29 protein-coding genes are annotated in these 23,200 nt (G+C 65.1%); 17 read left to right on the top strand and 12 right to left on the bottom strand.

The genetic code is table 11. The features are described from left to right. Window positions 1-2 precede the first annotated feature (2 nt). Genes ACE3T8_RS02970 through ACE3T8_RS02935 form a run of 8 tightly spaced genes read left to right on the top strand, consistent with a single transcriptional unit; the run spans window position 3 to window position 5,788 of the window. Window positions 3-554, top strand: a complete 552-nt coding sequence (locus ACE3T8_RS02970; RefSeq protein ID WP_374606673.1) for a DUF3261 domain-containing protein — start codon at window positions 3-5, stop codon at window positions 552-554. Continuing rightward, window positions 551-1,732, top strand: a complete 1,182-nt coding sequence (locus ACE3T8_RS02965) for a beta-ketoacyl-ACP synthase (RefSeq protein WP_374606671.1) — start codon at window positions 551-553, stop codon at window positions 1,730-1,732. Before ACE3T8_RS02970 ends, ACE3T8_RS02965 begins: the two co-directional genes overlap by 4 nt. Beyond that, the gene (locus ACE3T8_RS02960; RefSeq protein WP_374606669.1) at window positions 1,732-2,196 is read left to right on the top strand and encodes a hypothetical protein; all 465 of its coding nucleotides are present in this window, start codon (window positions 1,732-1,734) and stop codon (window positions 2,194-2,196) included. The genes ACE3T8_RS02965 and ACE3T8_RS02960 overlap by 1 nt, the downstream gene beginning before the upstream one ends. After that, window positions 2,193-2,921, top strand: coding sequence for a 3-ketoacyl-ACP reductase FabG2 (locus ACE3T8_RS02955; protein WP_374606667.1), 729 nt, complete (start codon window positions 2,193-2,195; stop codon window positions 2,919-2,921). The genes ACE3T8_RS02960 and ACE3T8_RS02955 overlap by 4 nt, the downstream gene beginning before the upstream one ends. 23 nt (window positions 2,922-2,944) lie before the next feature. After that, window positions 2,945-4,174, top strand: coding sequence for a beta-ketoacyl-ACP synthase (locus tag ACE3T8_RS02950; protein ID WP_374606665.1), 1,230 nt, complete (start codon window positions 2,945-2,947; stop codon window positions 4,172-4,174). A 20-nt stretch (window positions 4,175-4,194) separates the two neighbouring features. After that, entirely contained in the window at window positions 4,195-4,635 is a 441-nt protein-coding gene (locus ACE3T8_RS02945) for an excinuclease ATPase subunit (protein WP_374606664.1), read from the top strand. A gap of 39 nt (window positions 4,636-4,674) precedes the next feature. Further along, window positions 4,675-5,091 carry a hypothetical protein gene (locus ACE3T8_RS02940; RefSeq protein ID WP_374606662.1) on the top strand — a complete coding sequence of 139 codons (417 nt, stop codon included), beginning with the start codon at window positions 4,675-4,677 and terminating at the stop codon, window positions 5,089-5,091. Window position 5,092: 1 nt separating this feature from the next. Further along, a complete protein-coding gene (locus ACE3T8_RS02935; protein WP_374606660.1) occupies window positions 5,093-5,788 on the top strand; it encodes a 4'-phosphopantetheinyl transferase superfamily protein in 696 nt (231 codons plus the stop codon). A gap of 16 nt (window positions 5,789-5,804) precedes the next feature. Here ACE3T8_RS02935 and ACE3T8_RS02930 read toward each other — a convergent pair whose 3' ends face one another. Genes ACE3T8_RS02930 through ACE3T8_RS02920 form a run of 3 tightly spaced genes read right to left on the bottom strand, consistent with a single transcriptional unit; the run spans window position 5,805 to window position 8,829 of the window. After that, window positions 5,805-6,677 carry a copper resistance protein B gene (locus ACE3T8_RS02930; RefSeq protein ID WP_374606659.1) on the bottom strand — a complete coding sequence of 291 codons (873 nt, stop codon included), beginning with the start codon at window positions 6,675-6,677 and terminating at the stop codon, window positions 5,805-5,807. Further along, entirely contained in the window at window positions 6,677-8,416 is a 1,740-nt protein-coding gene (locus ACE3T8_RS02925; protein ID WP_374606657.1) for a copper resistance system multicopper oxidase, read from the bottom strand. Before ACE3T8_RS02925 ends, ACE3T8_RS02930 begins: the two co-directional genes overlap by 1 nt. Further along, on the bottom strand, window positions 8,416-8,829 hold the full coding sequence (locus ACE3T8_RS02920; RefSeq protein ID WP_374606655.1) for a heavy metal-responsive transcriptional regulator: 414 nt from the start codon (window positions 8,827-8,829) through the stop codon (window positions 8,416-8,418). The genes ACE3T8_RS02925 and ACE3T8_RS02920 overlap by 1 nt, the downstream gene beginning before the upstream one ends. A gap of 165 nt (window positions 8,830-8,994) precedes the next feature. Here ACE3T8_RS02920 and ACE3T8_RS02915 point away from each other — a divergent pair, with 165 nt between their 5' ends. Next, window positions 8,995-9,384 carry a hypothetical protein gene (locus tag ACE3T8_RS02915; protein WP_374606654.1) on the top strand — a complete coding sequence of 130 codons (390 nt, stop codon included), beginning with the start codon at window positions 8,995-8,997 and terminating at the stop codon, window positions 9,382-9,384. On the opposite strand, the gene ACE3T8_RS02910 is transcribed toward ACE3T8_RS02915, so the two are convergent. Continuing rightward, window positions 9,362-9,613, bottom strand: a complete 252-nt coding sequence (locus ACE3T8_RS02910; RefSeq protein WP_374606652.1) for a hypothetical protein — start codon at window positions 9,611-9,613, stop codon at window positions 9,362-9,364. The genes ACE3T8_RS02915 and ACE3T8_RS02910 overlap by 23 nt on opposite strands. 864 nt (window positions 9,614-10,477) lie before the next feature. Here ACE3T8_RS02910 and ACE3T8_RS02905 point away from each other — a divergent pair. After that, on the top strand, window positions 10,478-10,762 hold the full coding sequence (locus ACE3T8_RS02905) for a hypothetical protein (RefSeq protein WP_374606651.1): 285 nt from the start codon (window positions 10,478-10,480) through the stop codon (window positions 10,760-10,762). Window positions 10,763-10,800: 38 nt separating this feature from the next. Here the strand turns inward: ACE3T8_RS02905 and ACE3T8_RS02900 are convergent, their stop codons facing one another. The 8 genes from ACE3T8_RS02900 to ACE3T8_RS02865 form a co-directional block, all read right to left on the bottom strand. Beyond that, window positions 10,801-11,466, bottom strand: coding sequence for a TraX family protein (locus ACE3T8_RS02900; protein WP_374606649.1), 666 nt, complete (start codon window positions 11,464-11,466; stop codon window positions 10,801-10,803). Beyond that, window positions 11,466-12,668 carry a zonular occludens toxin domain-containing protein gene (locus ACE3T8_RS02895; protein WP_374606647.1) on the bottom strand — a complete coding sequence of 401 codons (1,203 nt, stop codon included), beginning with the start codon at window positions 12,666-12,668 and terminating at the stop codon, window positions 11,466-11,468. Before ACE3T8_RS02895 ends, ACE3T8_RS02900 begins: the two co-directional genes overlap by 1 nt. Continuing rightward, window positions 12,665-12,982, bottom strand: a complete 318-nt coding sequence (locus ACE3T8_RS02890; protein ID WP_374606646.1) for a DUF2523 family protein — start codon at window positions 12,980-12,982, stop codon at window positions 12,665-12,667. The genes ACE3T8_RS02895 and ACE3T8_RS02890 overlap by 4 nt, the downstream gene beginning before the upstream one ends. Then, a complete protein-coding gene (locus ACE3T8_RS02885; protein ID WP_374606644.1) occupies window positions 12,982-14,556 on the bottom strand; it encodes a hypothetical protein in 1,575 nt (524 codons plus the stop codon). Before ACE3T8_RS02885 ends, ACE3T8_RS02890 begins: the two co-directional genes overlap by 1 nt. A 133-nt stretch (window positions 14,557-14,689) precedes the next feature. Next, window positions 14,690-14,935, bottom strand: a complete 246-nt coding sequence (locus ACE3T8_RS02880) for a hypothetical protein (RefSeq protein WP_374606642.1) — start codon at window positions 14,933-14,935, stop codon at window positions 14,690-14,692. Between the two features lie 205 nt (window positions 14,936-15,140). After that, window positions 15,141-15,428, bottom strand: coding sequence for a single-stranded DNA-binding protein (locus ACE3T8_RS02875; protein WP_374606640.1), 288 nt, complete (start codon window positions 15,426-15,428; stop codon window positions 15,141-15,143). After that, complete coding sequence (locus ACE3T8_RS02870; RefSeq protein WP_374606638.1) at window positions 15,425-16,273, bottom strand: replication initiation protein; 849 nt, start codon at window positions 16,271-16,273, stop codon at window positions 15,425-15,427. Before ACE3T8_RS02870 ends, ACE3T8_RS02875 begins: the two co-directional genes overlap by 4 nt. Continuing rightward, complete coding sequence (locus tag ACE3T8_RS02865) at window positions 16,270-16,455, bottom strand: hypothetical protein (RefSeq protein WP_374606636.1); 186 nt, start codon at window positions 16,453-16,455, stop codon at window positions 16,270-16,272. The genes ACE3T8_RS02870 and ACE3T8_RS02865 overlap by 4 nt, the downstream gene beginning before the upstream one ends. A 247-nt stretch (window positions 16,456-16,702) precedes the next feature. Between ACE3T8_RS02865 and ACE3T8_RS02860 the strand changes: the two genes are divergently transcribed. The 7 genes from ACE3T8_RS02860 to ACE3T8_RS02830 are packed head-to-tail and all read left to right on the top strand — an operon-like array spanning window position 16,703 to window position 23,196. Then, on the top strand, window positions 16,703-17,485 hold the full coding sequence (locus ACE3T8_RS02860; RefSeq protein WP_374606635.1) for a helix-turn-helix domain-containing protein: 783 nt from the start codon (window positions 16,703-16,705) through the stop codon (window positions 17,483-17,485). After that, window positions 17,407-17,910: an SDR family oxidoreductase gene (locus ACE3T8_RS02855; RefSeq protein ID WP_374606750.1), complete on the top strand. Its 504-nt coding sequence runs from the start codon at window positions 17,407-17,409 to the stop codon at window positions 17,908-17,910. The genes ACE3T8_RS02860 and ACE3T8_RS02855 overlap by 79 nt, the downstream gene beginning before the upstream one ends. Window positions 17,911-17,915: 5 nt before the next feature. Beyond that, window positions 17,916-18,539 (top strand): 2-dehydro-3-deoxy-6-phosphogalactonate aldolase, encoded by a 624-nt coding sequence (locus tag ACE3T8_RS02850; RefSeq protein WP_374606634.1) that lies wholly within the window; start codon window positions 17,916-17,918, stop codon window positions 18,537-18,539. Further along, window positions 18,536-19,687 (top strand): galactonate dehydratase, encoded by a 1,152-nt coding sequence (gene dgoD, locus ACE3T8_RS02845; protein WP_374606632.1) that lies wholly within the window; start codon window positions 18,536-18,538, stop codon window positions 19,685-19,687. Before ACE3T8_RS02850 ends, dgoD begins: the two co-directional genes overlap by 4 nt. A gap of 4 nt (window positions 19,688-19,691) precedes the next feature. After that, the gene (locus ACE3T8_RS02840; protein WP_374606630.1) at window positions 19,692-20,591 is read left to right on the top strand and encodes an SMP-30/gluconolactonase/LRE family protein; all 900 of its coding nucleotides are present in this window, start codon (window positions 19,692-19,694) and stop codon (window positions 20,589-20,591) included. Further along, window positions 20,588-21,508 carry a 2-dehydro-3-deoxygalactonokinase gene (locus tag ACE3T8_RS02835; protein ID WP_374606629.1) on the top strand — a complete coding sequence of 307 codons (921 nt, stop codon included), beginning with the start codon at window positions 20,588-20,590 and terminating at the stop codon, window positions 21,506-21,508. The genes ACE3T8_RS02840 and ACE3T8_RS02835 overlap by 4 nt, the downstream gene beginning before the upstream one ends. Next, entirely contained in the window at window positions 21,508-23,196 is a 1,689-nt protein-coding gene (locus ACE3T8_RS02830) for a glycoside hydrolase family 43 protein (RefSeq protein ID WP_374606627.1), read from the top strand. Before ACE3T8_RS02835 ends, ACE3T8_RS02830 begins: the two co-directional genes overlap by 1 nt. The last annotated feature ends 4 nt before the right edge of the window (window positions 23,197-23,200 follow it).

The raw sequence follows: 23,200 nt of genomic DNA, 5'->3' as shown, positions 1-23,200 counted from the left end.
CCATGCTGTTGTTGTCGCTTTTGCTCGCCGGTTGTGCCACGCCGCAGGCGAGCGTCGCCGCGCGACAGGCGATGGTGGCGTCGATGCCGGTGCTGCGGTTGCCACCGTCAGCGTTGCCGACGCCCTTGGCCCTGCAGCAACGGCTCGCGTTCCGCCACGGCAAGCGCAGCGACACGGTGGACGCGCTGGTCGAAAGCGATGGTGCCAACACGCGCCTGGTCATCCACGCGCAGGGCCAGGTCGCGCTGCGGCTGGATTGGGATGGCAAGGCACTGAAGCAGCAACGCGCGCCGTTCCTGCCGGCGGCGCTGGACGGCGAGCGCGTGCTGTCGGACCTGCAACTGGTGTTCTGGCCGGTCGATGCCATCGCGGCAAGCCTGCCTGCGGGTTGGTCATTGCACGAGAAACAGCAGCGTCGGATCTTGCGGCAAGGCGAAGCGATCATCGCCACCGTCGACTATCCGCAGCCACTGCAGGCACGGCTGGAGCAGCACGTGATGGGCTACACGCTGGAAATCATCTCCATTCCGATCGAAGTGGAGACCACGCCATGAATGCGTTCTTCCTCAACGAACTCGGGATCGCCTGCGCGCTGGGCCGCGATGCCGAAGAGGTCGCTGCCGCGTTGTTCGCGGATGACGCCCCGCATGGCGTGGCGATGAGCGATGCGATCACCGGCCTGCCGACCTCGCTCGGCCTGGTGCCGGGCGCATTACCGTCGCTGGACGATGTGCCGGTGGCGCTGCGTGGTCGCAACAACCAGTTGCTGCGCCTTGCGCTGGCGCCGTTGCGTGCTGCCGTGGCCGCCGCCGTCGAGCGACACGGTGCCGACCGCGTGGCGGTGGTGCTGGGATCGAGCACCTCCGGCGTCGGCGAAAGCGAAGCCGCGCACCGACATCTCCTCGCCCATGGCACGTGGCCGGAGACGTTCCACTACCGGCAGCAGGAGATGGGCACGCCAGCCGCGTTCGTGGCCGCGGAACTTGGCCTGCGCGGCCCCGCGCACGTGATCTCCACCGCGTGTTCGTCCAGCGCCAAGGCGATGGCCTCGGCCGCGCGGTTGTTGAACGCGGGCATGGCCGATGCGGTCGTCACCGGCGGCGCGGATTCGCTGTGCCGCTTCACCGTGGCTGGCTTCGCGTCGCTCGGTTCCGTTTCGACGCAGCGCTGCAATCCGTTCTCGGCGAACCGCAACGGCATCAACATCGGCGAAGGCGCGGCGCTGTTCCTGATGACCCGCGAACCCGGCCCGGTGCGCCTTGCGGGCTGGGGCGAAACATCGGATGCCCACCACATGTCCGCACCCGATCCAGACGGTAAGGGCGCCGAACGCGCGATCCGCGATGCGTTGGCGCGTGCCGGCATCGACGCATCGGACATCGGCTACGTCAACCTGCATGGCACCGCGACCCCGCAGAACGATGCGATGGAAGCTGGTGCGGTGCAACGCACGCTGGGTGTCGTTTTGCCCTGCAGTTCGACCAAGCCGCTGACCGGCCATGCGCTGGGTGCCGCGGGCGCGATCGAGGCCGCGTTGTGCTGGATCGCATTGGCACGCAATCCGGAACGACGCCTGCCACCGCACTGGTGGGATGGCGTGGCTGATCCCGCGCTGGCGCCGATCCGCCTGGCGATGCCGGGCGAGCGCAGCGGCCGGCCATTGCGCCATGCCTTGAGCCAGTCGTTTGCCTTCGGCGGCAGCAATACTGCGCTGATCCTGAGTGCCGCCTGATGGAAGCGCATGACGCCGCCGTCGAACGCCTGGTGCCGCATCGCGGTGGCATGCTGTGGATCGACCGCGTCCTGCACTGCGATGCCGACGGCGTCGTCGCCGAAGCCACCGTGCACATGCACCACCTGCTGGCCGACGAACACGATCCCGGCCTGCCGGCGTGGCTGGGCATCGAGTACATGGCGCAGGGCATCGCCGCCTGGGCGGGCGGACGCGCACTGGCGCGCGGCGATGCGGTGAAGCCCGGGTTCCTGCTGGGCACGCGGCGCTACCAGTGCCATCGGCCGTGGCTCGCATACGGCCTGCGCCTGCGCATCGAATGCCGGCGCGAACTGATGGGCGACAATGGCCTTGGGATGTTCGCCTGCCGCCTGTTGGACGGCGACGACGAAGTCGCCAGTGCGAATGTCTCCGTGTTCGAACCGCCCAATCCCGACCTCTACCTCAACGACCCGACCCCATGACCGACCGCTGCATCCTCGTCACCGGCGCCAGCCGCGGCATTGGCCGCGCGATCGCCTTGCGGCTTGCCCGCGACGGCTTCGACATCGCCGTGCACTGCCGCAGCCGACGCGATCTTGCGGAGGCCGTCGCCGCCGAAGTCGAGGCGCTGGGTCGCAACGCGCGCGTGCTGGAATTCGACGTCGCCGACCGCGCCGGTTGCGCGACCGCGATCGACACCGACATCGCCGCGCACGGCGCGTATCACGGCGTGGTCTGCAATGCCGGCATCGCGCGCGACAACGCGTTTCCGGCGATGACCGGCGACGAATGGGACAGCGTCATCCACACCAACCTGGACGGCTTCTACAACGTGCTGCAACCCTGCGTGATGCCGATGGTGCGGCGACGCAAGCCCGGCCGCATCGTCACCCTGTCGTCGGTCTCCGGCATTGCCGGCAACCGGGGGCAGACCAACTACAGCGCGGCCAAGGCCGGCATCATCGGTGCGACCAAGGCGCTGGCGCTGGAACTGGCCAAGCGCGAGATCACCGTGAATTGCGTGGCACCCGGCCTGATCGAAACCGAGATGCTGCCGGCCGAAATCGTCGACGAAGCGATGAAGATGATCCCGCTGCGCCGCGTCGGAAAGCCGGACGATGTCGCGGCTGCCGTCGCCTATCTGATGTCGGATGATGCCGCGTACGTGACGCGCCAGGTGATTTCGGTCAACGGAGGCATGCTGTGAGCGCAGCGAACGGAAACCGCCGCGTGGTTGTCACCGGCCGTGGCCTGCTGGGCCCGCTCGGCCACGACTGGCCGACCGTGCAGGCATGGCTGAAGACCGGCCGCAACGCGGTCCGCCACTTCCCCGAATGGGGCGAGTACAAGGGACTGAATTCGCGGCTCGGCGTGCCTGCACAACCGTTCGAACTGCCGGAGCACTACAACCGCAAGGCCACGCGCTCGATGGGGCGGGTGGCACTGCTGGCCACGCGCGCTAGCGAGCTCGCTCTGATCGATGCCGGCCTGCTCGGCGACCCGTTGCTGAAGAGCGGCAAGGTCGGGATCTCCTACGGCTCGTCGGCCGGCACGCCGTCGTCGATGAGCGACTTCGGCCGCATGCTCGCCGAGTTCAATACCCAGTACATCAACGCGACCACGTACATCCGGATGATGGCCCACACCGCGCCGGTCAACATGGGCGTGTTCTTCGGCATCACCGGGCGCATCGTGACCACCTCGAGCGCCTGCACGTCTGGCAGCCAGGGCATCGGCTACGCCTACGAGGCGATCAAGTCCGGCAAGCAGGTGGCGATGCTCGCCGGCGGTTCGGAAGAGCTCGACGTCACCGCGACTACCGTGTTCGACACCCTGTTCGCGACCAGCAGCGACAACGACGCACCGGAGAGCACGCCGCGCCCGTTCGATGCGTCGCGCAACGGCCTGGTGATCGGCGAGGGCGGGTGCACGCTGGTGCTGGAGGATCTCGAGCACGCACTCGCACGCGGCGCGACCATCCACGCGGAGATCGTCGGCTACGGCACCAACAGCGACGGCCAGCACGTGACCCAGCCGAATGCCGCCACGATGGCGCAGGCGATGCGCCTGGCGCTGGAGGATGCCGGCCTGCCGCCGGACGTGATCAGCTACGTCAATGCCCACGGCACCGCGACCGAACACGGCGACATCGCCGAAACCACCGCGACCCACGCCGTGTTCGGCGAACGGATGCCGATCAGCTCGCTGAAGAGTTTCACTGGCCACACGCTCGGTGCCTGCGGTGCGCTGGAAGCCTGGGTGACGCTGGAGATGCTGCGCGAGGGCTGGTTCCATCCCACCGCCAACCTGCGCACGGTGGACCCACGCTGCGGTGCGCTCGACTACATCCTGCCGACGGAGCAGGGCGGCGGTCGGCTGATCGACGGCGAGTACGCCATGAGCAACAATTTCGCCTTTGGCGGCATCAACACTTCGCTGGTGTTGCGCCGCTGGTCCTGACAACCACGAGGAATTCCCGAATGCGCCGACTCTCCCTTGCCCTTGCCACCGTTGCGACGCTGGCCATCGCCCCGACTGCCGATGCACGCGACACCCGCCAGCAGTTCGATATCGCCACCGCGATCGCCGCCGGCAAGGCCGATGGCACCCTGGACGGTTCCGTGCAGTTCCACTTCAAGGGTGCGCGTGCGCCGGCGGTGGCGTCACGGCTCGGACCGGCGCGGACCAACAAGAAGACCAACGCCTTCGGCAAAAGCGACGCCACGGCGTGCCAGTGGGTGTTCCTGGGCGCACTGAAGGCCCTGCAGGAAGCCGCGAAGGAACGCGGCGCCAACGCGGTGGTCGACATCGAGAGCAACTACAAGAACCAGGTATTCACCAGCGCGACGCAGTACCAATGCGGCGCAGGCGGATTGATGGCCGGCGTGGCCTTGAAGGGCGTGTACGCCAAGGTCAAGTAAGCGAATCCCATGATCGCCATGCCACCGCAAGGAGCCACCATGAAACGTTTCCTGACCGTGTTGCTCGCCACCTTCCTGGCCCTGGCGATGTCGCAGGTGCTGGCACGCAGCACGCCCCTGCAGGCGCCGCAGACGGTGACGCTGGCGCGCGCGGATGGCGTGGCGCTGGATACCGATGCCACGCGGGCCGCGATCCTCGCCGGTGCCGCGTCCGCGCAGTGGACGGTGGAGGACGATCCGCGCGGGCGATTGCTGCTGCGCAAGGGCGTGCGCGGCAAGCACGCGATGGTGGTGGAGGCGGTGTACACGGCGGGCCAGGTCCGCTTCGAATACGTCGACAGCACCAACCTCAATTACCGCATGCGGGCCAGCGGCACGTGGTCGATCCATCCGAACTACATGGTCTGGCGCGCCCAGCTCGAGGACGCCGTGCGCCTGGCAGCGGCCCGGAACTGACATGGACGCCCAGCCGGCCACTCGGATCTGGCTGGCATCGCTGGACGACGCGGCCGACACGGCCATCGATGCAGGCGTCGACTGGCTGAGCGACGATGAAGCCACGCGCCTGCAGGCGATGACCTCCGACGTGCGTCGACGCAGTTTCCTCGCCGGCCATTGGCAGGCACGCGTGCTGGCGGCGGGCTGGTTGCAGGTGCACGCCCGCCGGATCGCGCTGCATCGCCACGACGACGGGCGTCCTTGCCTGTCCGTGGACGGCGATCCGTCCGCCTTGTCGCTGTCGTTGAGCCACAGCGGCGACTGGCTGGCGATCGCCCTGGCGACGGTGCCGGTCGGCATCGACGTGGAATTGCCGCGTCGCCCGCGCGACCTGCAGGCGTTGGCGCGCTTCACCTTCTCGCCGGAAGAGGTCGCGGGGCTCGATGGCCTGGACGATGCCGGTTATTGCGCCGCATTCCATCGGTTGTGGACGCTGAAGGAAGCGCGCGGCAAGCGCAGCGGCACCGGCCTGTTGCCCGGCGAATCGCGACGCGTGACGTCTTTGCCGAGCGATGCCGACACCGCCGAGGCCACCAGTTGGGCGTTCGGCGATGGCGCGCTGTCGATCGCGATCGATCCGGGCACGCGGGTCGAGATCGTCGGTGGGGAAGGGTTGCGCGCGCCCGCGTACTGGCGCTATCGCAAGGACAGTTGATTCCGCTCGCAGGAGATCAGAACCAGAACCGCACGCCCGCCACCCAGCGCGTCTCATGCGCGTCGTGGCCGGCGGCCCGCGCGAAGTCCGCGGTCTTGCCGAAGCGAACCGCGCGTTCGATGCCGAAGTAGGGCGCGAACTCGCGTCGGACTTCGTAACGCAGGCGCAGGCCGGCATCCACTTCACCCAGGCCCGAACCGATGCCGCGCACTGCGTCGCTGCGGCCATGCGCCGTCGCTTCGATCCGCGGTTGCAGGATCAGCCGGTTGGTCAGCAGCAATTCGTACTCGACTTCCCCCTGCAACATCGATTGCCCGCGCTCGCCGAGATAGGCCGTGGCCTGCACCTCGAACTTGTACGGCGCCAGGCCCTGCACGCCCAGCGCGAGCCAGTCCCGTCCGTCGTTGCCGATGTCGTGGCGCACGCCGGCGAGCAGATCCCACCATGCATTGACCGGCTTGCCCCACAAGGCTTCGACATTGCCTTCGGTCGCGTGGCCCGATTCGCGCTCGCCTTCGCTGCGCAGCCACAGTCGGCCGCGGTCATGCCCGAACCACGCGCTGCCTTCCCATGCCAGTGCGTTGCCTTGCTGCCATTCCAGCCGGTCCGCCATCACCATCCACGCGAACGGATCGTCGTCCATGTGCGCGGACATGTCGTGGCCGTGCAGGTCGGGGAATGCAGCCGCACGATCGGCGTCGGTGAGGGCAGGCGGACGATAGGCGCCGCGCGCGTCCTCGCCTGCCGCATGGCCGCGATGCCGTGCGTGTTCGTCCGTCGCATCGGGTGGCGGCGACGTCGGCAGCGCGTGTTGCGTGTGCTGCGAATGGTCCTGCGCGAATGCCGTCTGCGCACACAGCAGCAGTCCGGCGGCGAGTGCGCCGCGCATCATTCTTCCACCCGCACTTCGCGCATCATCCCGGCTTCCATGTGCATCAGCATGTGGCAGTGGAAGGCCCAGCGACCGAGCGCGTCGGCGGTGACGCGGAAACTCCGTTTCGTACCCGGCGGGATGCTGATGGTGTGCTTTCGGACCAGGAACTTGCCGTCGGCATCCTCGAGGTCGCTCCACATCCCGTGCAGGTGCACCGGGTGCTCCATCATCGTGTCGTTGACCAGGACGACACGCACGCGTTCGCCATATTTCAGACGAACCGGTTCGGCATCGGAGAACTTGATGCCGTCGAAGCCCCAGACGAAGCGTTCCATATGGCCGGTCAGGTGCAACTCGATCGTGCGCGATGGCGCGCGGTCGTCCTGGGGCGCGTGCAGGCTGCGCAGGTCCGCGTAACGCAACACGCGGCGGCCATTGTCGCGCAGGCCGATGCCGGGATCGTCCAGGCGCGGCGTCGGCGACATCGTCTGCATGTCGACGAACGGGTTGCCGTTCTCGCTGGCCGGATGCGCCTGCATCGGCATGGACATCGTCGAATGGTCCATGTTCGCGCCGCAGGACATCTCGCCGCCGGCCATCGCGTGGCCGCCATGCCCCATGTCGTCCATCGTCAGCAGGGCGCGCGTGTCGAGGGTGGGGGAGGGCGCGCGCATACCCGCACGCGGGGCGAGGGTGATGCGCGCATGGCCGCTGCGATCCATCGCCTGCGCGAACACCACGCAGGCCTCGTCGCGATCCGGTTGCACGATCACGTCGTACGTTTCCGCCGGTGCGATGCGGAACTCGTCGACATCGACCGGAACGATATGTTGTCCATCCGCGGCAACGACGGTGAGCTTCAGCCCGGGAATGCGCACGTCGAAGAAGGTCATCGCCGAACCGTTGACGAAGCGCAGGCGCACGCGCTCGCCGGGCGCGAACAGGCCAGTCCAGTCGTCGTCCGCGCGGCGGCCATTGGCGAGACAAGTGTAGGTATGGCCGTTGACGTCGGCGAGGTCGGTCGGGCTCATCCGCATCGCGCCCCAGGCCTTGCGGTCGGCGAGTGCGGAAGACAAACCCTGCTCGCGCGCATCGCGGAGGAAATCGCCGGCGGTACGCTTGTAGAGATTGTCGTAGTCGCTGCGCTTTTTCAGCCGCGCGAACAACCGCTGCGGATCCATGTCGGTCCAGTCGGACAGCAGGACCACGTAGTCGCGGTCGTACGCGAAGGGCTCGGGTTCGATCGGATCGATGATGATCGCGCCGTACACGCCGGCCTGTTCCTGCAGGCTGGAATGACTGTGGTACCAGTAGGTGCCGGATTGCCGGACCTTGAAGCGGTACAGGTAATCGCCACCGGGTTCGATGCCGTGGAAACTCAGGCCGGGCACGCCGTCCATGTTGGCCGGCAGCAACAGGCCATGCCAGTGGATCGCGCTGGTCTCGTTGAGCGTGTTGCGCACGCGCAACGTCACCGTGTCGCCCTCGCGCCAGCGCAGGATCGGGCCGGGCAGGGACCCGTTGACCGTGATCGCACGTGCCGTGCGGCCGGTGATGTCGACCGGCATCGCGCCGATGCTCAGCTCGAAGTCGGTACCGGCCAACACGCCGGTCTGTTTCGGCGTGGCCAGCGCCCACACCGGTTCGCGCCACAGGCCCAGGCCCGCCGCGGCACCGCCGAGCGCCAGGCCGCGCAACAGGCTGCGACGAGTGATGCCGCGATCATCGTGTTCGGTGATGTCGTGCATCGACATCAATCGCTCGCTGCGTTCGGATCGAACGCTGCGAGTGTGTCGATGATCGGACAGCCCTCCAGCGAGCCTTGTCCGGAACACTGGCCGACCAGGTGCGACAGCGTGGCGCGCATTGCCTCGAGTTCGCGCAGCTTGGCTTCGATGTCGGTCAATCGCTGCTGCGCCAGCGTACGAACCTCGCTGCGATCAGCATCGGCCTGACCGCTCAAGCGCAGCAGGTCCTGGATCTCCTGCAGGCTGAAGCCCAGTTCCTTGGCCCGGCGGATGAAGCGCAATCGCGCGATGTCCGGTTGTCCGTATTGCCGATAGCCGGATGCGCGTCGCTCCGGTGGCGGCAGCAGGCCCTGGCGCTCGTAGTAACGGACGGTGTCGATGGCGACGCCGGCCTGCGTGGCGAGTTGTCCGATCTGCATGGGAATGCGCTCGACGCGTGGGATGCGCGAAGTATGAAGTCTGGACTCGAGTCCAGAGTCAAACCCGATCCATGGTGTGCCCACGTGCGGACGGGCAGTTTTCCGACAGCCTCCGCCTTGGTTGAGGCGCAGGGTGACGGCATGTCCATTCGCCCGGAACCGCCGATGAAATTCCTCATCCTGCTGTCTTGCCTGTTGTTCCCGACGCTGGCCTCCGCCGGCACCTTGTACCGCTGCGTGGGCGACGGCAGCCAGGTCAGCTACCAGGCAAAGCCGTGTGTGGCTGGCCAGCGCATGGATCGGACCGTCGAATTCAGGGCCGTGCCTGATTCGCAGCCGATGGCGACGACCATTCGCGGAAAACGCTCCAGTGCGACCGGCATGAGGCCCGCACGTGGTTCACGGCGTGCTGGCAGTGCTGCGGGTGCCAAGGCGGATCCGTGCCTGCAGGCGAAGGCAAAGCGCGAACAGCGCTTGGCGCAATTGGGCTTGAAGCGGACCTATGCGGACTTGAGCCGCCTGGATGAGCCGGTCAGGGCCGCGTGCCGCTGGTGATGCCGGGTTGCGGCTTCGTCTGCGCGTGCAGCTTTGCGCGCTGCGTCTGCAGGAACAACTGCGCGCCGAGCAGTTCCGGCGTGATCCTGCCGGCTTTGTTCGGCGCAATCAGATAGCGTCCGGACATCCGCCAGTCTTGCCAAGGGCCATGCAGGCGGGTTTCGTTGTAGACCACGCGGTCGTAGTGGGCGGCATCGGATTCGGCCTTGCAGTGGAAGCAAGTGGGCATCGGGTCTGATTCGTGGTTGGGTCACTTCTGATCCTACATAATAGGCATTATGCGAAGTCTGCGACGAGGGTTGTCCCTGCTGTGGCTCTGGATACGTTGGCGCTTAAACCGCCGGCCGAAACCAACGCCGGAGACTATGGAGGCGTTCGCATGACCTGTTGCCACTACTGCAAAGCCGAATCGACCGAGGACCACTTTCGCCGCGTGGTCGAGAACCACACGGCCTTGCATGGCCCGTGGACAGGCTGGCGGATGGCAGGTCGTGACCTTGTGGCACCGGATCGGCAACGAATCAGCCCGGAGCGCTTGCGGGGGCTGCTATTTCGTGAGGCGTCACAGAACTACCTCAACCGCCGCCGGGAAAAAAAGCGGACACCGTGTCCGGTGGCGACGATGATCCCGGCGCGGGAACGATTCGCCGGCTACGCTTAAACTGCGCCCCTGATCGGGGGATGCGATGCGAAACCTACTCTGGCGAGGCCTTGCCCTCGCCCTCGCCGGCTGCTTGTCCTGGACTCTTTGGCACTGGCCCGCGCCGCCCGAGCCGGTCGAATTCATGCTTGATAGTCACTGCTTGATGGGGCCACTTCCAGAGCGAGCTGAGAGCGTTGAGTGTCTATGGGAAGGCAAGCTAGCCACCATGACGACGCTGCCTGATGGGTCTATCAGCGTGACAACGCACTAAGAGCGGGTTTGCATGGGATGAAGCAAAGCCCGAGAGCGTGAAGCGTCACCGTGCGCGTTGCGCACCTGGGTCCGGCCCGGTGACATTTCGTGACATGTCACTTATAACGAATGGTCATTAGACATTTCGTGACGCGTCACGTAATATCTCACCATCGACAACGGACAGGGGATTACGTGATGCGTGACGAAAAGGACCCGGGAACACTGGAACTGCCGCTGGCCAAGAAGCGCGGCCGGCCATCGACAACGGCTAGCGGTAAGCCTATGCCCGGCGCACTCCGCGCAAAGCTCTACCGCATGCGCAAAGATTACGTGACGCGTGACCAAATGACAGTAAGCGCCCTGACCGATCGGATACGCTGGGCGATGACTCGCGGCATGAAGGGCGTAGCGGAAATGTATCTCGAAGAACTGGCGAACCGAATTGCGGCTATGCCTGCTGATCCGCCGTCCGACGATTAAGTGACGCGTGACGTTAATGCATTTCGTGACGCGCGACGTTATCCGCCGAGCTTGAAGATCGCCAACACCAGCAGGTGTACCGGGTACCCAACGTAGAAAAGCCATTTGAGGCGGGGCGCTGCACCTGCTCGCACCGCTGCCGCGACGTAGACGATGGGAAGCGCGAGCAGCGCCCATTGCGTCCCGTTCGTGAGGCCTAGCGACAACACGAATCCGAAGACCGCACAGTGCTTCTGCCACGCCGCACCGTCGCGGAACGCAATCGCCATTCCCACAATGCCGCAGACGCCCCACATCGAATAATCGACAAATGGCGACAGTCCGAACGCGGCAAGTCCCAGAAGCCACGCGCGACGATTGATAGCCCCGAACATTAGCGCCGCCAGCGCCAAGCTCACTAAGACATTGATCGGCAACCATGCGCCTTGCAGGTAGGCGTACAGCAGTTGTGACGCAGCGCCAATCGCCAACAAGCGTGTAGCAAGTTGCTCGACCTTCTTCTCAGCCATGCGCGCAAGGTTGAACGCAAAGACGATCCCAAAGATGGGAAAGACGATGCGCCCAACTAGCGCATGCACGCCCTGCCCTGTTCCAAAAAACATGTCTGCGTGATCCGCGATCATCACTCCGAACGCGAGCAGCTTTAAGGCAAGCAACGCAGCCGGATCGAACGTCAATTCATACCGCCTTGCCGTCGCGTCCATCACATGCTCCACGTCGAAAGTTCAGTCGGATGCTCCTTGTTGCGCATCCGCCCATAGCCCGCTTGCTGTTCTTCAGACGTGACACCGACCAATGCGCGCTTCTCGGCCTGAACGCTCCGTTCCTCGCGTTGCTCAGGCTCACGCTTGACCTCGCCGTTTTGCTGCTTCGGCTGACGGTACGGGTTATAGACACCACCCTCGCGCACCACCGCGAAACAGGTCTGCTGATCCAACTGGTACCGAGTGCCCTGCTCTGTCAGGCATGAACACGTGTCGCCCTGCCATTTGCCATCGGCCATCCTGCCCTCGCCCGACGACATGCAGTAAAGCTCAGGTTTAGCGACAGGCGAGCGCATGGACTCATCGAACATCGGCGCAGACCACAACTGATGCGCGACTCGCGGCACCTGCTTAAGAATGAACTCATCGGCGGTTTCGACGCGCCTTGTGTCACCTGATGAATTGCCTTGTGCAGCGCTCATCGCTCCTTGCCGATCCTCGCCCGGCGGGACGGGGCCCGCCGATGCTGCGGTTTCGGCAGCGTCGCTCTTCGCTTTTATCGCGTTGTAGATCAGGTATCCGATAGGCGCGGCGAACAACGCTAATGCGAGCGGTGCCGCCACCAACACTTTTTTCATAAGCGCCGGCATTTTGTACTTCACGGTATGCGTCTGTGCGCTCGTGTAGTACTTGAACAGATCGATGGGAAGCGTCCATTTTTCATGGTCATAGAGCGCCTTGATTCGCTTGAGCGAAACGCGCACCTGATCCATTAGCTGATGGTTGCGAAAAATGAAACTCTGGTCTTTGCCGGCGATGCGGTAGAGGTGTTCATGCATCCCGACCAGTCCGCGCAGGTAGCTATCGAGATAATCGGGTTGTTGCGTTGCAAGAACTAACCGCACGCCCTCATGGCGAATCTTCGACATCGCCTTGATGTAGTCGGGTGGCTCGCCCGAGCGTCGCGCAGGGAAAAACTCTTGTGCCTCATCGACAAACAGAATCGCGCCTGGGGGCAGCTCCTGCCACTTTCTCGGGTCTTCCCACGGCATGACACCATCGACGTTCAAGCCGTCGATGTTGCAGTGGTAGACCAACAAGCCTTTCTCTTGCGCGTGCAGGATGGCTTCGACTTGGCGCAATGACTTACCTGCACCGGGCAAGCCGGTGAGCAGGTTGATTGAAGCGGTATCACCGATCATTGATCGACCCCGCCGGCTTGCTCAGCCTTTCGCATGAAAATTCGTGACGCGTTGCGAAGCCCGTAGGCACTGAGCACGAGCGACACGGCTGTGTCGATACCAAGCGCATGCACCCACGTTGCCGCCATCGCCGGCACCATTGACCAATACTGCTGCGCCTGTTGAATCATCGGGTCATAGATGAATTTATCGGCGACGAAGGCAAGGCCTAGCGCGCCTAAAATTTTGCCGACAAACAACTTGACCTTGCTCTCTGCGATCCACTGAACGAAACCGCTAAGGCCTTGCAGCAACGGATGCTCGAACGCGGCCATTAGTTGCGACCCCCGGCGATGAATGCTGCCGCTGCTGCTGCGGCTGCGATGATGATCATTTTCAGGATCGCGACCAGATTGCCGACTGGCCCGTTGAGGTCAACAGTTTGGCTTCCGAGCGAAACGATGGGCACCAAATCACCGCCACCACCGACGCTGATAAGCGAGCCATTGAGGTTGCCAATTCCATCGCCAGTTCCCCAAATCTCGCCGCCTTCGTCGCCGTTTGATGAGCCCTCACCGTCGCGCACTAATTGCTGATTGGCTTGTGCTTCCTTGCAGCCTCGCTCACGGGCGCGCAATGCAAGCGCACATCCCACGGTATCGCCGGAACAGCTAAAAGCAACCACGGTTCCATGCTCACTGCACTCGCCCTCGCCTTCCAAAGACCCAAGTCCTTTTTCGATAGCACAGCGCGTCTCATAGGTCTGTTTGAGGATTGCACCAAGAATCGCATTGCCTGTGCTCGTGGGTGGGGATTCGCAGCCTGATCCACCGCTCGCGGTGTCGTCGTCACCGTCGTCGCCTGGATTCGTTCCCGTGCCGCCTGGCGTTCCGCCTGGTTGCCCACTTGGCGCGCCAGAACCATCGGTGCCCTGCCCCTGGTTAACCGGACCCGCTGGCGAACCGTTATTGGTCTGGTAGTTGTTGACCGTCGTGTTGGTCGTGGTGTTGTTGGTAGTGTTGGTGATATTCGTCGTGTTCGTATGCGTCGATCCCTCCGGCGGCGATGGCGCATGCGTTCCCTGCTTCGACTCCTGGGAAATATCACCGTCATTCTTGATGCCCTGCTCGCCTGGAGCCCAACACATCGCCCGGCCGGACTTCGCCGTGGCGCAGTAGTCGCCATTCGGCTTAATGCAATAGGTACGACCCGATCCTGCTGGCACGCACTCGGGCTTGTTCTGCTTCTCTTCCGTCCGAGGCTTCGATTCCTCGCCGGTCGGCACCTGGCAGGTATCGCCGGTGTATTCCCACGCGCTACTGCCGAGCATCTTGCCCGTCTGCACCGATGGCTGCCCTGCGGTGTTCGCGTGCACGGTTCGCAGGGTCTTATCTTCGATCGCTTTATAGGTGCATCCGTGAATGCAGGTCGTGTCGCCGTCGCCTGGTATCCACTTCGTTGGCCGTGTCCCCGTCCCGAGCGAAGCATTCCGTGAAAGGCAATCGTTCCCGCCACGGTAATACCGGGTACCGAGATTCGCTACGCCGGAAAAGATCGCGTGTTTGACATGGCAGTAGACGATGCCGCCAACGGGACCGCCGCAGCTCGCGACATAGGGAATGTCGCTCGTGATGGGCTGGTTAGCCCATGGCGACTCCGCTCGCTGTTTCATCGCAACGGCTTTGGCCATAACTAGCGCTTCGCCATGATCCGCGCAGACCGGCGTGTCACTGGGCGTCGCAGGATTTCCGCGCCCTTTCGTCAGGTCGCCGCAGTTCAACGCGGGATTCTGCGCGGACGCTTTGCCGATGCCCGCAAGACCAAGGATGGCCGCAAGCAATACACCTGCGATCCAGTACCCGATGCGGCGCGAGATCGCACGTCGAATGTCGCGGAAGAAGTCAATCATCGCCAATTCCCCCGACGATGTTGCCGGCCATGATGGCGAACAGCAGCACTAGCAAGCCTTCCATATTTGCGCCCTCTGAAATTAAAACGCCCCGGCATAACCGGGGCGAGGTTCCACCCCCAGCGAGGGCGGCTTACTTGATGACGCCGAAAGCCTTCAAGGTCCAGCGGCCCACCACGAAAGCCGTCATGATCAGGACACCGGCGGCCACGTAGGTGCCGATGGTGGTCACGATTTCCGAGCCGTCGAAGCCACCACCACCGGCCATCGCAGCGCCCGATCCCATCAGGGCAGTACCCCCCACAGCCGCACGATTGGCGAGGTTGCGAGCGGTGTTCTTCGCGCGATGAATCACGCTCTCTTTGTTGACATTGTTCATACTTCTGAGTCCCTTGGTTTGAGGATTCCCCGGAGAGCGCCGAGGGTCGCGAGGCCAATGAAAAACGCACTACCCACCATCGTGGCTTCTTCGACAGTCGGCAATGGCGGAATCGTGTTGACTTCCATCCATGCTTGCTGCGCGCACGTCCCCGCATCACTCGCGGGTTCTGGATCAAGACAGACGAGGACGCGCGGCATGGGGATTACTTCGCCGGTGCCGGGTCAGGCAGGCGGATCAACTCGATGCGGCGTCCGACTTTTAACGAGTCGAAATCGCCCACTTCGAGAGATGCCGGATCAAGCACGTAATTGCCGGGCGGGAACGGGTTCTGTCCCTCCTGCAAGTTGATGGTGAACGGTCGCGGGAATTCCTCGCCGGTTTCGATGGCGGCGCGTTGTTCGTTGAAGATCATTTGGGTGCCGTCTTTCTTCTTGATGATTCGCGGTGTGGCCTTGCCGCTGCGGATGACGATGCAATTGAAATTGCTCATGTGATGGGTTCCAGTTTCCATGCGATAACCCGACCCTTATCGAAGAAGCAGCGCCACGGAGAGGGCCAGAAAGACCCCGTGTGCTTGTCGGCGTATCCGCCTTGAACTTTGCGAATGTCGGCATGGGGGCCGAGTGCATTGCGCGCGTCAGTGGGTGCTTTCCACCACCGCAATTCCCGCTTGGATTCCTCGCCTAATCCGCCAATGGCGTGCGTGCGAAAACCCTTGGGAAATGCTTCGGCCATCGCACCCGTGAACTTGCTCGCGTACTTCGCGAGATAGCCAACGGCGTTGCGGGCCTTTTCGATTTTCGTGGAGCCGTGAGGCCACCAGCCGGTTTGATCCGCTTTCGGCAGCCAGAAGCCGCGCGGAATCCAAATCAACAGGTGGTAGTGCGGGCGCAACCGCTTTGTGAGTTCACCGACCCAGAGATAACGGAAGCGCGGACGATTCGCCCGGTGCTTACGTTCTGCAATTCGATTGAAATAGCGCCGGACTGATCGAACCAAATCGCTAACGTCGCGAGGGCTGCTGTTACTTCCCTCTCGGTACGTCGTTGTGAGCATGTACCACGCCCCCCGAATGGAGCCTTCCCGCGCTTCTTGGTCATGGAGCCTCGATCCGGTGATGATTGATTTTCTAAGCCGCATCGCACGGATGCGCGCCTGATCCAATGTGATCGCCACTCGCTGGAGGCCGTGACCACTTGTTGAAGAAGGGACAAGCCCAAGGGTCGCCGCTTCGCGGCTCCCCTTCGATGACCACGGAATGCCGGGCGCTAAGACGCGATTTGCGTCCTCGCGACGGCGTGCAGCGGCTTCAAGGAGGTTGTCGCGCGTGGTCATGCGAGCGCGAGCCGCGCAGCGGCGCGAATGCCCATCCACTCAGCGAGAAGCGCTCGCCGGGATACGAAAAGATCACGCTGCGTTTCGGTCGAAAGCTGATGCAGGCGGTCGGTTGCTGCCTGAAGCGCCATCCTCGCGCCACGCTCGCGATCGGTCAGAACACGCGGCTTGCGGCGGCTCATTGCCGAACCAAACGAAGGACGCCGACGACGACAAGACCGAGGGCAGTTCCACCGATCAAAATCGAGAGTACGAGTGCTGTGGTCATCCCCTGCCCCTTGCTGGAGCCGGCGGGGCCAATCCGGTACTACGAGGGCGCAGCCCCATTCCCGTGACCAGCCCCGCGCGGCATGGTCGATTGCTTAGAGTCTCTAAGCACGGGCGCTTGTATAGTCCCGCTGAACGCACGCTGTCAAGAGGGTCTAACCGATGAGTGATGTTGCAGCGCTACTTGACAAGGCTAAAAAGGCGATGAAGGCCAGCAGTGATGCGGAATTGTCCAGATCGCTTGGGGTAACCCGGGCGTCTGTCAGCAACTGGCGGAGCGGTCGGAATTACCCCGACGCGGTGCAGTGCGCGACGATTGCGGGCGTAACCGGCGTGCCTCTCGCACGTGTCCTAGGGATCGTGGGCGAAGCCCGCGCGATCAGCCGCGAAGAAAAGTCGGTGTGGCGCAAGCTAGCTGCGAGCGCAGCGGCGGTGTTCTTGATGCTGGCCGCTACCCTCCCAGCGGCTACCCCTGCGAAAGCGTCAGGGATGGCGGCTCAGGAAGCCACAGAGGCATTCCAGCCGTCGGGAATATGCATTATGCGACGTTCTGCATACTCACGACTCCACGCTGCTATGGGTCAGGCTTTGCAGGTAGCGCCTCCGCCGTCGGCCCGATCGCCGGTGACTCTGCCTAGGCTGCACATGACGCCAGTACAGTTCATCGGGGGGTGTCGCGGGACTGTATCGCCTCTACAAGTGGCAGCAGGCCGGTCACCACGATGTAGCAAACCTGCTTTAGAACCCACCGGCTATTTGCCTGCCCGAAGGCGGTGGACACCTCATCGTAATCGAGAGCAAGCGCTTCTTTTGGAAACTTCGGCGGCTCGAAATGGACGCCGCCGTCAGCGTTTGCAGCTGCTTTTATCAGGTCCGCCAGTGCGACTGTGTTCTCGGAACCGCTGTCGCTCAGCGATGCCGACTGGGAGCGCTGCCTGTCGCTGAACCTCAAGGGCGCCTGGCACCTGTGCCGCGCGGTGCTGCCGGCGATGCTGGCACAGGGCGCGGGCAGCATCGTCAACATCGCCTCGGTGCACGGGCACAAGACCATCCCCGGCGCCTTCCCCTACCCGGTCGCCAAGCACGCGTTGGTCGGCATGACCCGTTCGCTCGGCATCGAGTACGCCGCGCGCGGCGTGCGGGTCAATTCGATTTCGCCGGGCCTGATCCTGGTGCCGCGCATCGAGGACTGGTTCGAGCGCGAACCCGGCGCACGCGAGCGCCAGACCGAACTGCTGCCGCCACGGCGCATCGGCCGTCCGGAGGAAGTCGCCTACACCGCGCTGTTCCTGGCCAGCGACGAAGCGCGCTTCATCAATGCCACCGACATCCTCATCGATGGCGGTCGCTCGCAGGTCTACCACGACTGATCCGCATGGACGCCCTCGCCACGCCCTTCCGCCTGCCGCTGATCGCGATCCTGCGCGGCATCACCCCCGACGAGACCTCGGATCACGTCCGCGCGCTCGTCGAGGAAGGGTTCGATGCCGTCGAGGTCCCGACCAACTCGCCCGACTGGCAGCAGAGCGTGGCGATCGCGGCGCGCGAGTTCGGCGTGGACGCACGTATCGGTGCCGGCACCGTGCTGACGCTTCCGCATGTCGATGCGCTGGTCGATGCCGGCGGCAGCCTTGCCGTCACCCCGAATACCAACCCCGCTGTCATCCGTCACGCGGTGGAGCGCGACTTGCTGGTCGCGGCGGGGTGCGCCACCGCGAGCGAAGCCTTCGCCGCGCTCGATGCCGGCGCGCAGCTGCTGAAACTGTTCCCCGCCTCCATCCACGGGCCGGCGATGGTGCGCGCCCTGCGCAGCGTATTGCCGCCCGTCCCTCTTTTCGCCGTCGGTGGCGTCACCGCCGACACGCTCCCCGGCTACCTCTCCGCCGGCTGCGCGGGCGCCGGCATCGGCGGCGAACTCTACAAGCCCGGCCAATCGGTCGACGCCACGCGCACGCATGCGCGCGCCTTCCGACAGGCCTGGCTGGACCACGCGGCATGAAGATCGTCCGGCTCACCACCTACCAGGCCGCGCCGCGCTGGCTGTTCCTCAAAGTCGAGACCGACGCGGGCATCAGCGGCTGGGGCGAGCCGGTCATCGAAGGTCGCGCCGCGACTGTCGAAGCGGCCGTGCACGAGCTCGGCGACTATTTGATCGGCCAGGATCCGGCACGCATCAACGACCTCTGGCAGATGCTCAACCGCGGCGGCTTCTACCGTGGCGGCGCGACCCTGATGAGCGCGATCGCCGGCATCGACCAGGCCTTGTGGGACATCAAGGGCAAGGCGCTCGGCGTGCCGGTCTACCAGTTGCTCGGCGGATTGGTGCGCGACCGGATGAAGACCTATCGCTGGGTCGGTGGCGACCGCCCCGCCGACATCGTCGCGCAGATGCGCGCCTACCAGGCGCAGGGCTTCGATACCTTCAAGTTCAACGGCACCGAGGAACTCAAGCTGATCGACAGCCCGCGCACGATCGACGCCGCGGTCGCCAAGGTCGCGGCGATCCGCGAGGCGATGGGCGATGCGGTCGATTTCGGCATCGACTTCCATGGCCGGGTCAGCACGCCGATGGCGCGCGTGCTGCTGCGCGAACTGGCACCGTTCAAGCCCTTGTTCGTCGAGGAACCGGTGCTGCCGGAACACTGGGAGTACTACCGGCCGCTGTCCGATGCCACGTCGATCCCGCTTGCCGCCGGCGAACGCATGTATACGCGCGCCGAGTTCAAGCCGGTGCTCGCCGCGGGCGGGCTCGCCATCCTGCAACCCGATCTCTCGCATGCCGGTGGCATCACCGAATGCGTGAAGATCGCGGCGATGGCGGAAGCGCACGACGTGGCGCTGGCCCCGCACTGCCCGCTCGGCCCGGTCGCACTGGCGGCCTGCCTGCAGGTGGACTTCGTGTCTTGGAACGCGATGCTGCAGGAACAGAGCATCGGCATCCATTACAACGAAGGCGCCGACCTGCTCGACTACGTGTTGAACAAGGACGATTTCCGCTGCGACAGCACCGGCAGCATCGCCGCCTTGCCGAAGCCGGGCCTGGGCGTGGAGATCGACGAGGAACGCCTCATCGCCGCCAACAAGCTGCCACCACGCTGGCGCAATCCGTTGTGGCGGCATGCCGACGGCAGCGTGGCGGAGTGGTGAACGGATGAAGGGCGCGACGGCCACGCTGTTGCTGGACAGCCGCTGCGAGCTGGGGGAAGGCGTGCTCTGGTGCGAACGCCGGCAACGGCTGTACTGGGTCGACATCCTCGCCTGCAAGCTGTGGTGCTACGACCCGGCCAATGGCCACACCCACGACTGGACCCTGCCGCAGCCGCTGGCCTGCATCGGCCTGGGCGATGACGGCCGGCTGTTGCTGGGATTGGCCAAGGGTCTCTACGCCGCCAACATCGACGCGCATGCGGACGCCTCCACCTTGCCGCTGGCGAAGCTGGTCGAGGTCGAGCCCGGCGATGCGATGACCCGGATCAACGACGGTCGCGCCGACCGCAGCGGCGGCTTCGTGTTCGGCACCAAGAGCGAGCACCCGGACGGACGCCGCGCCGGTCGCTTCTACCAGTACACCGCGGCGCATGGCCTGCGCGCACTCGCTTTGCCGCCTTCCGCGATTCCCAATTCGATCTGCTTCGACGCCGCCGGCACCCGCATGTATTTCTGCGACTCCATCGACCCACGCATCCTCAGCTGCCGCTACGACGCGGAACGCGCGACAGTGGGCGATGTCGAGGTCTTCGTCGAACTGGACACCGAGGGCGCATCGCCCGACGGCTCCATCGTCGATGCGGAAGGCGCGTTGTGGAACGCGCAATGGGGCGCAAGCCGGGTGGTCCGCTACCTGCCCGACGGCCGCGTCGACCGCATCGTCCGGATCGCCGCGCCGCAGCCGAGTCGCGTCGCCCTGCGTGGCGACACCTTGTTCATCAGCAGTGCGCGCGTCGGCCTGCCGGCACATGTACTGGCCGCGCAGCCGGCCTCCGGCGGCATCTTCGCCCATCACGTGGGCCGGGTGCTGTCGCGCGGCGAAGACCGGGTGCGACTGCCATGATCGCCGTCGACTGGGGCACCAGCAGCCTGCGCCTGTACCGCCTCGATGCGGGCGGCATGGTGCTGGAGCGGCGGCGCAGCGACGAGGGCGTGTTGGCCAGCGCTGGCCGCTTCGGCGAGGTGCTGGCGCGCGGCATCGCGGGCTGGGACGATCCGGTGATCATGCTGTGCGGCATGGTCGGCGGACGCGGCGGCTGGCAGGAAGTGTCGTACCTCGATTGCCCGGCCGGCATCGCCGAACTCGCCGACGGCATGCAACGGTTCCATCCGCCCGGCTTCGACGGCCGTGCGCTGTGGTTGATGCCGGGCCTGCGCGACCTGGTCTCCGACAGCGTGCCGGACGTGATGCGTGGCGAGGAAACCCAACTCGCCGTGCTGCTCGGCCACCTGGCGGTCGGCAGCCACCTGGTCTGCCTACCGGGCACGCACAGCAAGTGGGTCGGCGTGCGCGACGGCCGCATCCAGCGCATCGCCACTGCCATGACCGGCGAGTTGTACGCGGTGCTGCGCCAACACAGCATCCTCGGCCGGCTGATGCCGGTCGAAGACAGCCGCTTCGATGCCTTCGCCTTCGATGCCGGCCTGCGCCGCAGCGAACACGACGGCGGCCTGCTCCACCATCTGTTCGGCGTGCGCACCGCCGGCCTGTTCCAGCAGATCGCGGAGACGGCCTTGCCGTCGTATCTCTCCGGCCTGCTGATCGGCCACGAACTGCGCGCCTCGGGTGCGTTTTCGCAGAAACCGCGGCCTGCGCAGGTGCACTTGGTCGGCAACGACCGCCTGCTCGCCTCGTATGCGCATGCGTTGACATCGCTCGGCATCGGCGTGCAACGCCATCCCGAAGACCTCGCCGCGCATGGCCTGCATGCGCTGTGGTCGAAGCGCCATGCGGGCCGATCGATTCCGGAGAGTGTCTGATGACGATGCATCGTTGCGGTCTTGCGATCGCCCTGTTCGCCTGCAGCGTGGCCGCCGCGGCCGGCGAAGCCCGCTTCACCCGCATCGACTACAGCGGCGACGATGGCGGTCCGGTTCCCGCTGCCGGCGAGTACCGGAACCCGGTCCTTGCAGGCTTCTATCCGGATCCGTCCGCAATCCGCGTCGGCGATGATTTCTACCTGGTCACCTCGACCTTCGGCTATTTCCCGGGCCTGCCGGTGTTCCACAGCCGTGACCTGGTGTCGTGGCGGCAGATCGGCAACGCCATCGACCGGCCGGGACAGATGCCCTATGGCGAGGCCGAAGAACTCACCCGCGGCCTGTTCGCCGCCACCATCAGCCACCACGACGGCACCTTCTACATCGCCAATACCTGTTTCTATTGCCCTGGCAAAGGCATGGGCAATTTCGTGATCAGCGCGAAAAACCCCGCCGGTCCGTGGTCGGATCCGCACTGGATGTCGTTCGACGGCATCGACCCGTCGCTGTTTTTCGACGACGACGGCAGCGCCTGGCTGGTCAGCAACGGCATCCCGCAGGTGCCGATGCGCTACGACGGCCACCGCGCGATCTGGCTGCAGCGCTACGACACCGCCACCATGCAACTGGTCGGCGAACGCAAGGTGCTGGTCGATGGCGGCGTGGATCCTGCCAGCAAACCCGAACACGTCGAAGGCCCGCATATTTTCCGGCGCGGCGACTGGTACTACCTCACCGCCGCCGAAGGCGGTACCGGCGAGCAGCATGCGCAGATGGTGTGGCGCAGCCGCGATGTCGAAGGCCCGTACGTGGCCTGGACCGGCAATCCCTCGCTGACCCAGCGCGACCTCGACCCGAACCGGCCCTCGCCGATCACCTCCACCGGGCATGCGCAGTTCATCGAGCTGCAGGACGGCTCGTGGTGGACGGTGTTCCTGGGCACGCGGCCGTATCGCGGCAACCAGTACAACTTGGGCCGCGAGACGTTCCTGCTGCCGGTCCGCTGGACCGACGATGGCTGGCCGATGGTCTTGCCGCGCGGCGCACGCGTGCCGGCCGTTGCATCACGTCCCGCCCTGCCGCGCGATCCGGCGACCAGGCCGATGTCCGGGCCGATGGCGTGGAGCGAACGGTTCACTGCGAAGCCCGGCCCGCAATGGTTGACCCTGCATGCCCCGCAACAGCCGTGGTTTCGTACCGGCGGTGACGGACTCCGCATCGTGCCCGGTCGTACCGCGCTTGGCGCGCACGGCAGCGCCGGCAATGGCCAGCCGACCTATCTCGCGCACCGCCTGCAGCATCATCACGCGCGCATCGAGGCCACGCTGGAACCTGCGTCGCTGGATGTGGGCGAACAGGCCGGATTGGCGCTGTTGCAGAACGAGACCCATCACGTCCTGGCAATGGTCGAACGCAACGCCGCCGGTGCCGCGCTGGTGCTGCGCCTGCGTGCCGGCAAGGACGATCCGATCGCGGGACGCGAGTTGAAGCGGGTGCCGCTGGCATCGACCGTTGATGCGGTGTCGTTGCGTTTCCAGTTGGACAGCCAGCACCTCGACGTCACGTGGCGCAGCGAAACAGGTGCATGGAACAGCCTGCTCAATCGGCTGGATGCCAGCCTGCTCAGCGTCGACCGCGCCGGCGGCTTCATCGGCAATACGTTCGGGCCCTACGCCGTTCGCCAGTAGGACC

The sequence above is a fragment of the Thermomonas sp. genome (assembly GCF_041919455.1).
Taxonomy (GTDB): domain Bacteria; phylum Pseudomonadota; class Gammaproteobacteria; order Xanthomonadales; family Xanthomonadaceae; genus Thermomonas.
Note: the sequence above shows the minus strand (reverse complement) of the source record. Positions and strands in the feature narration are given on the sequence as shown.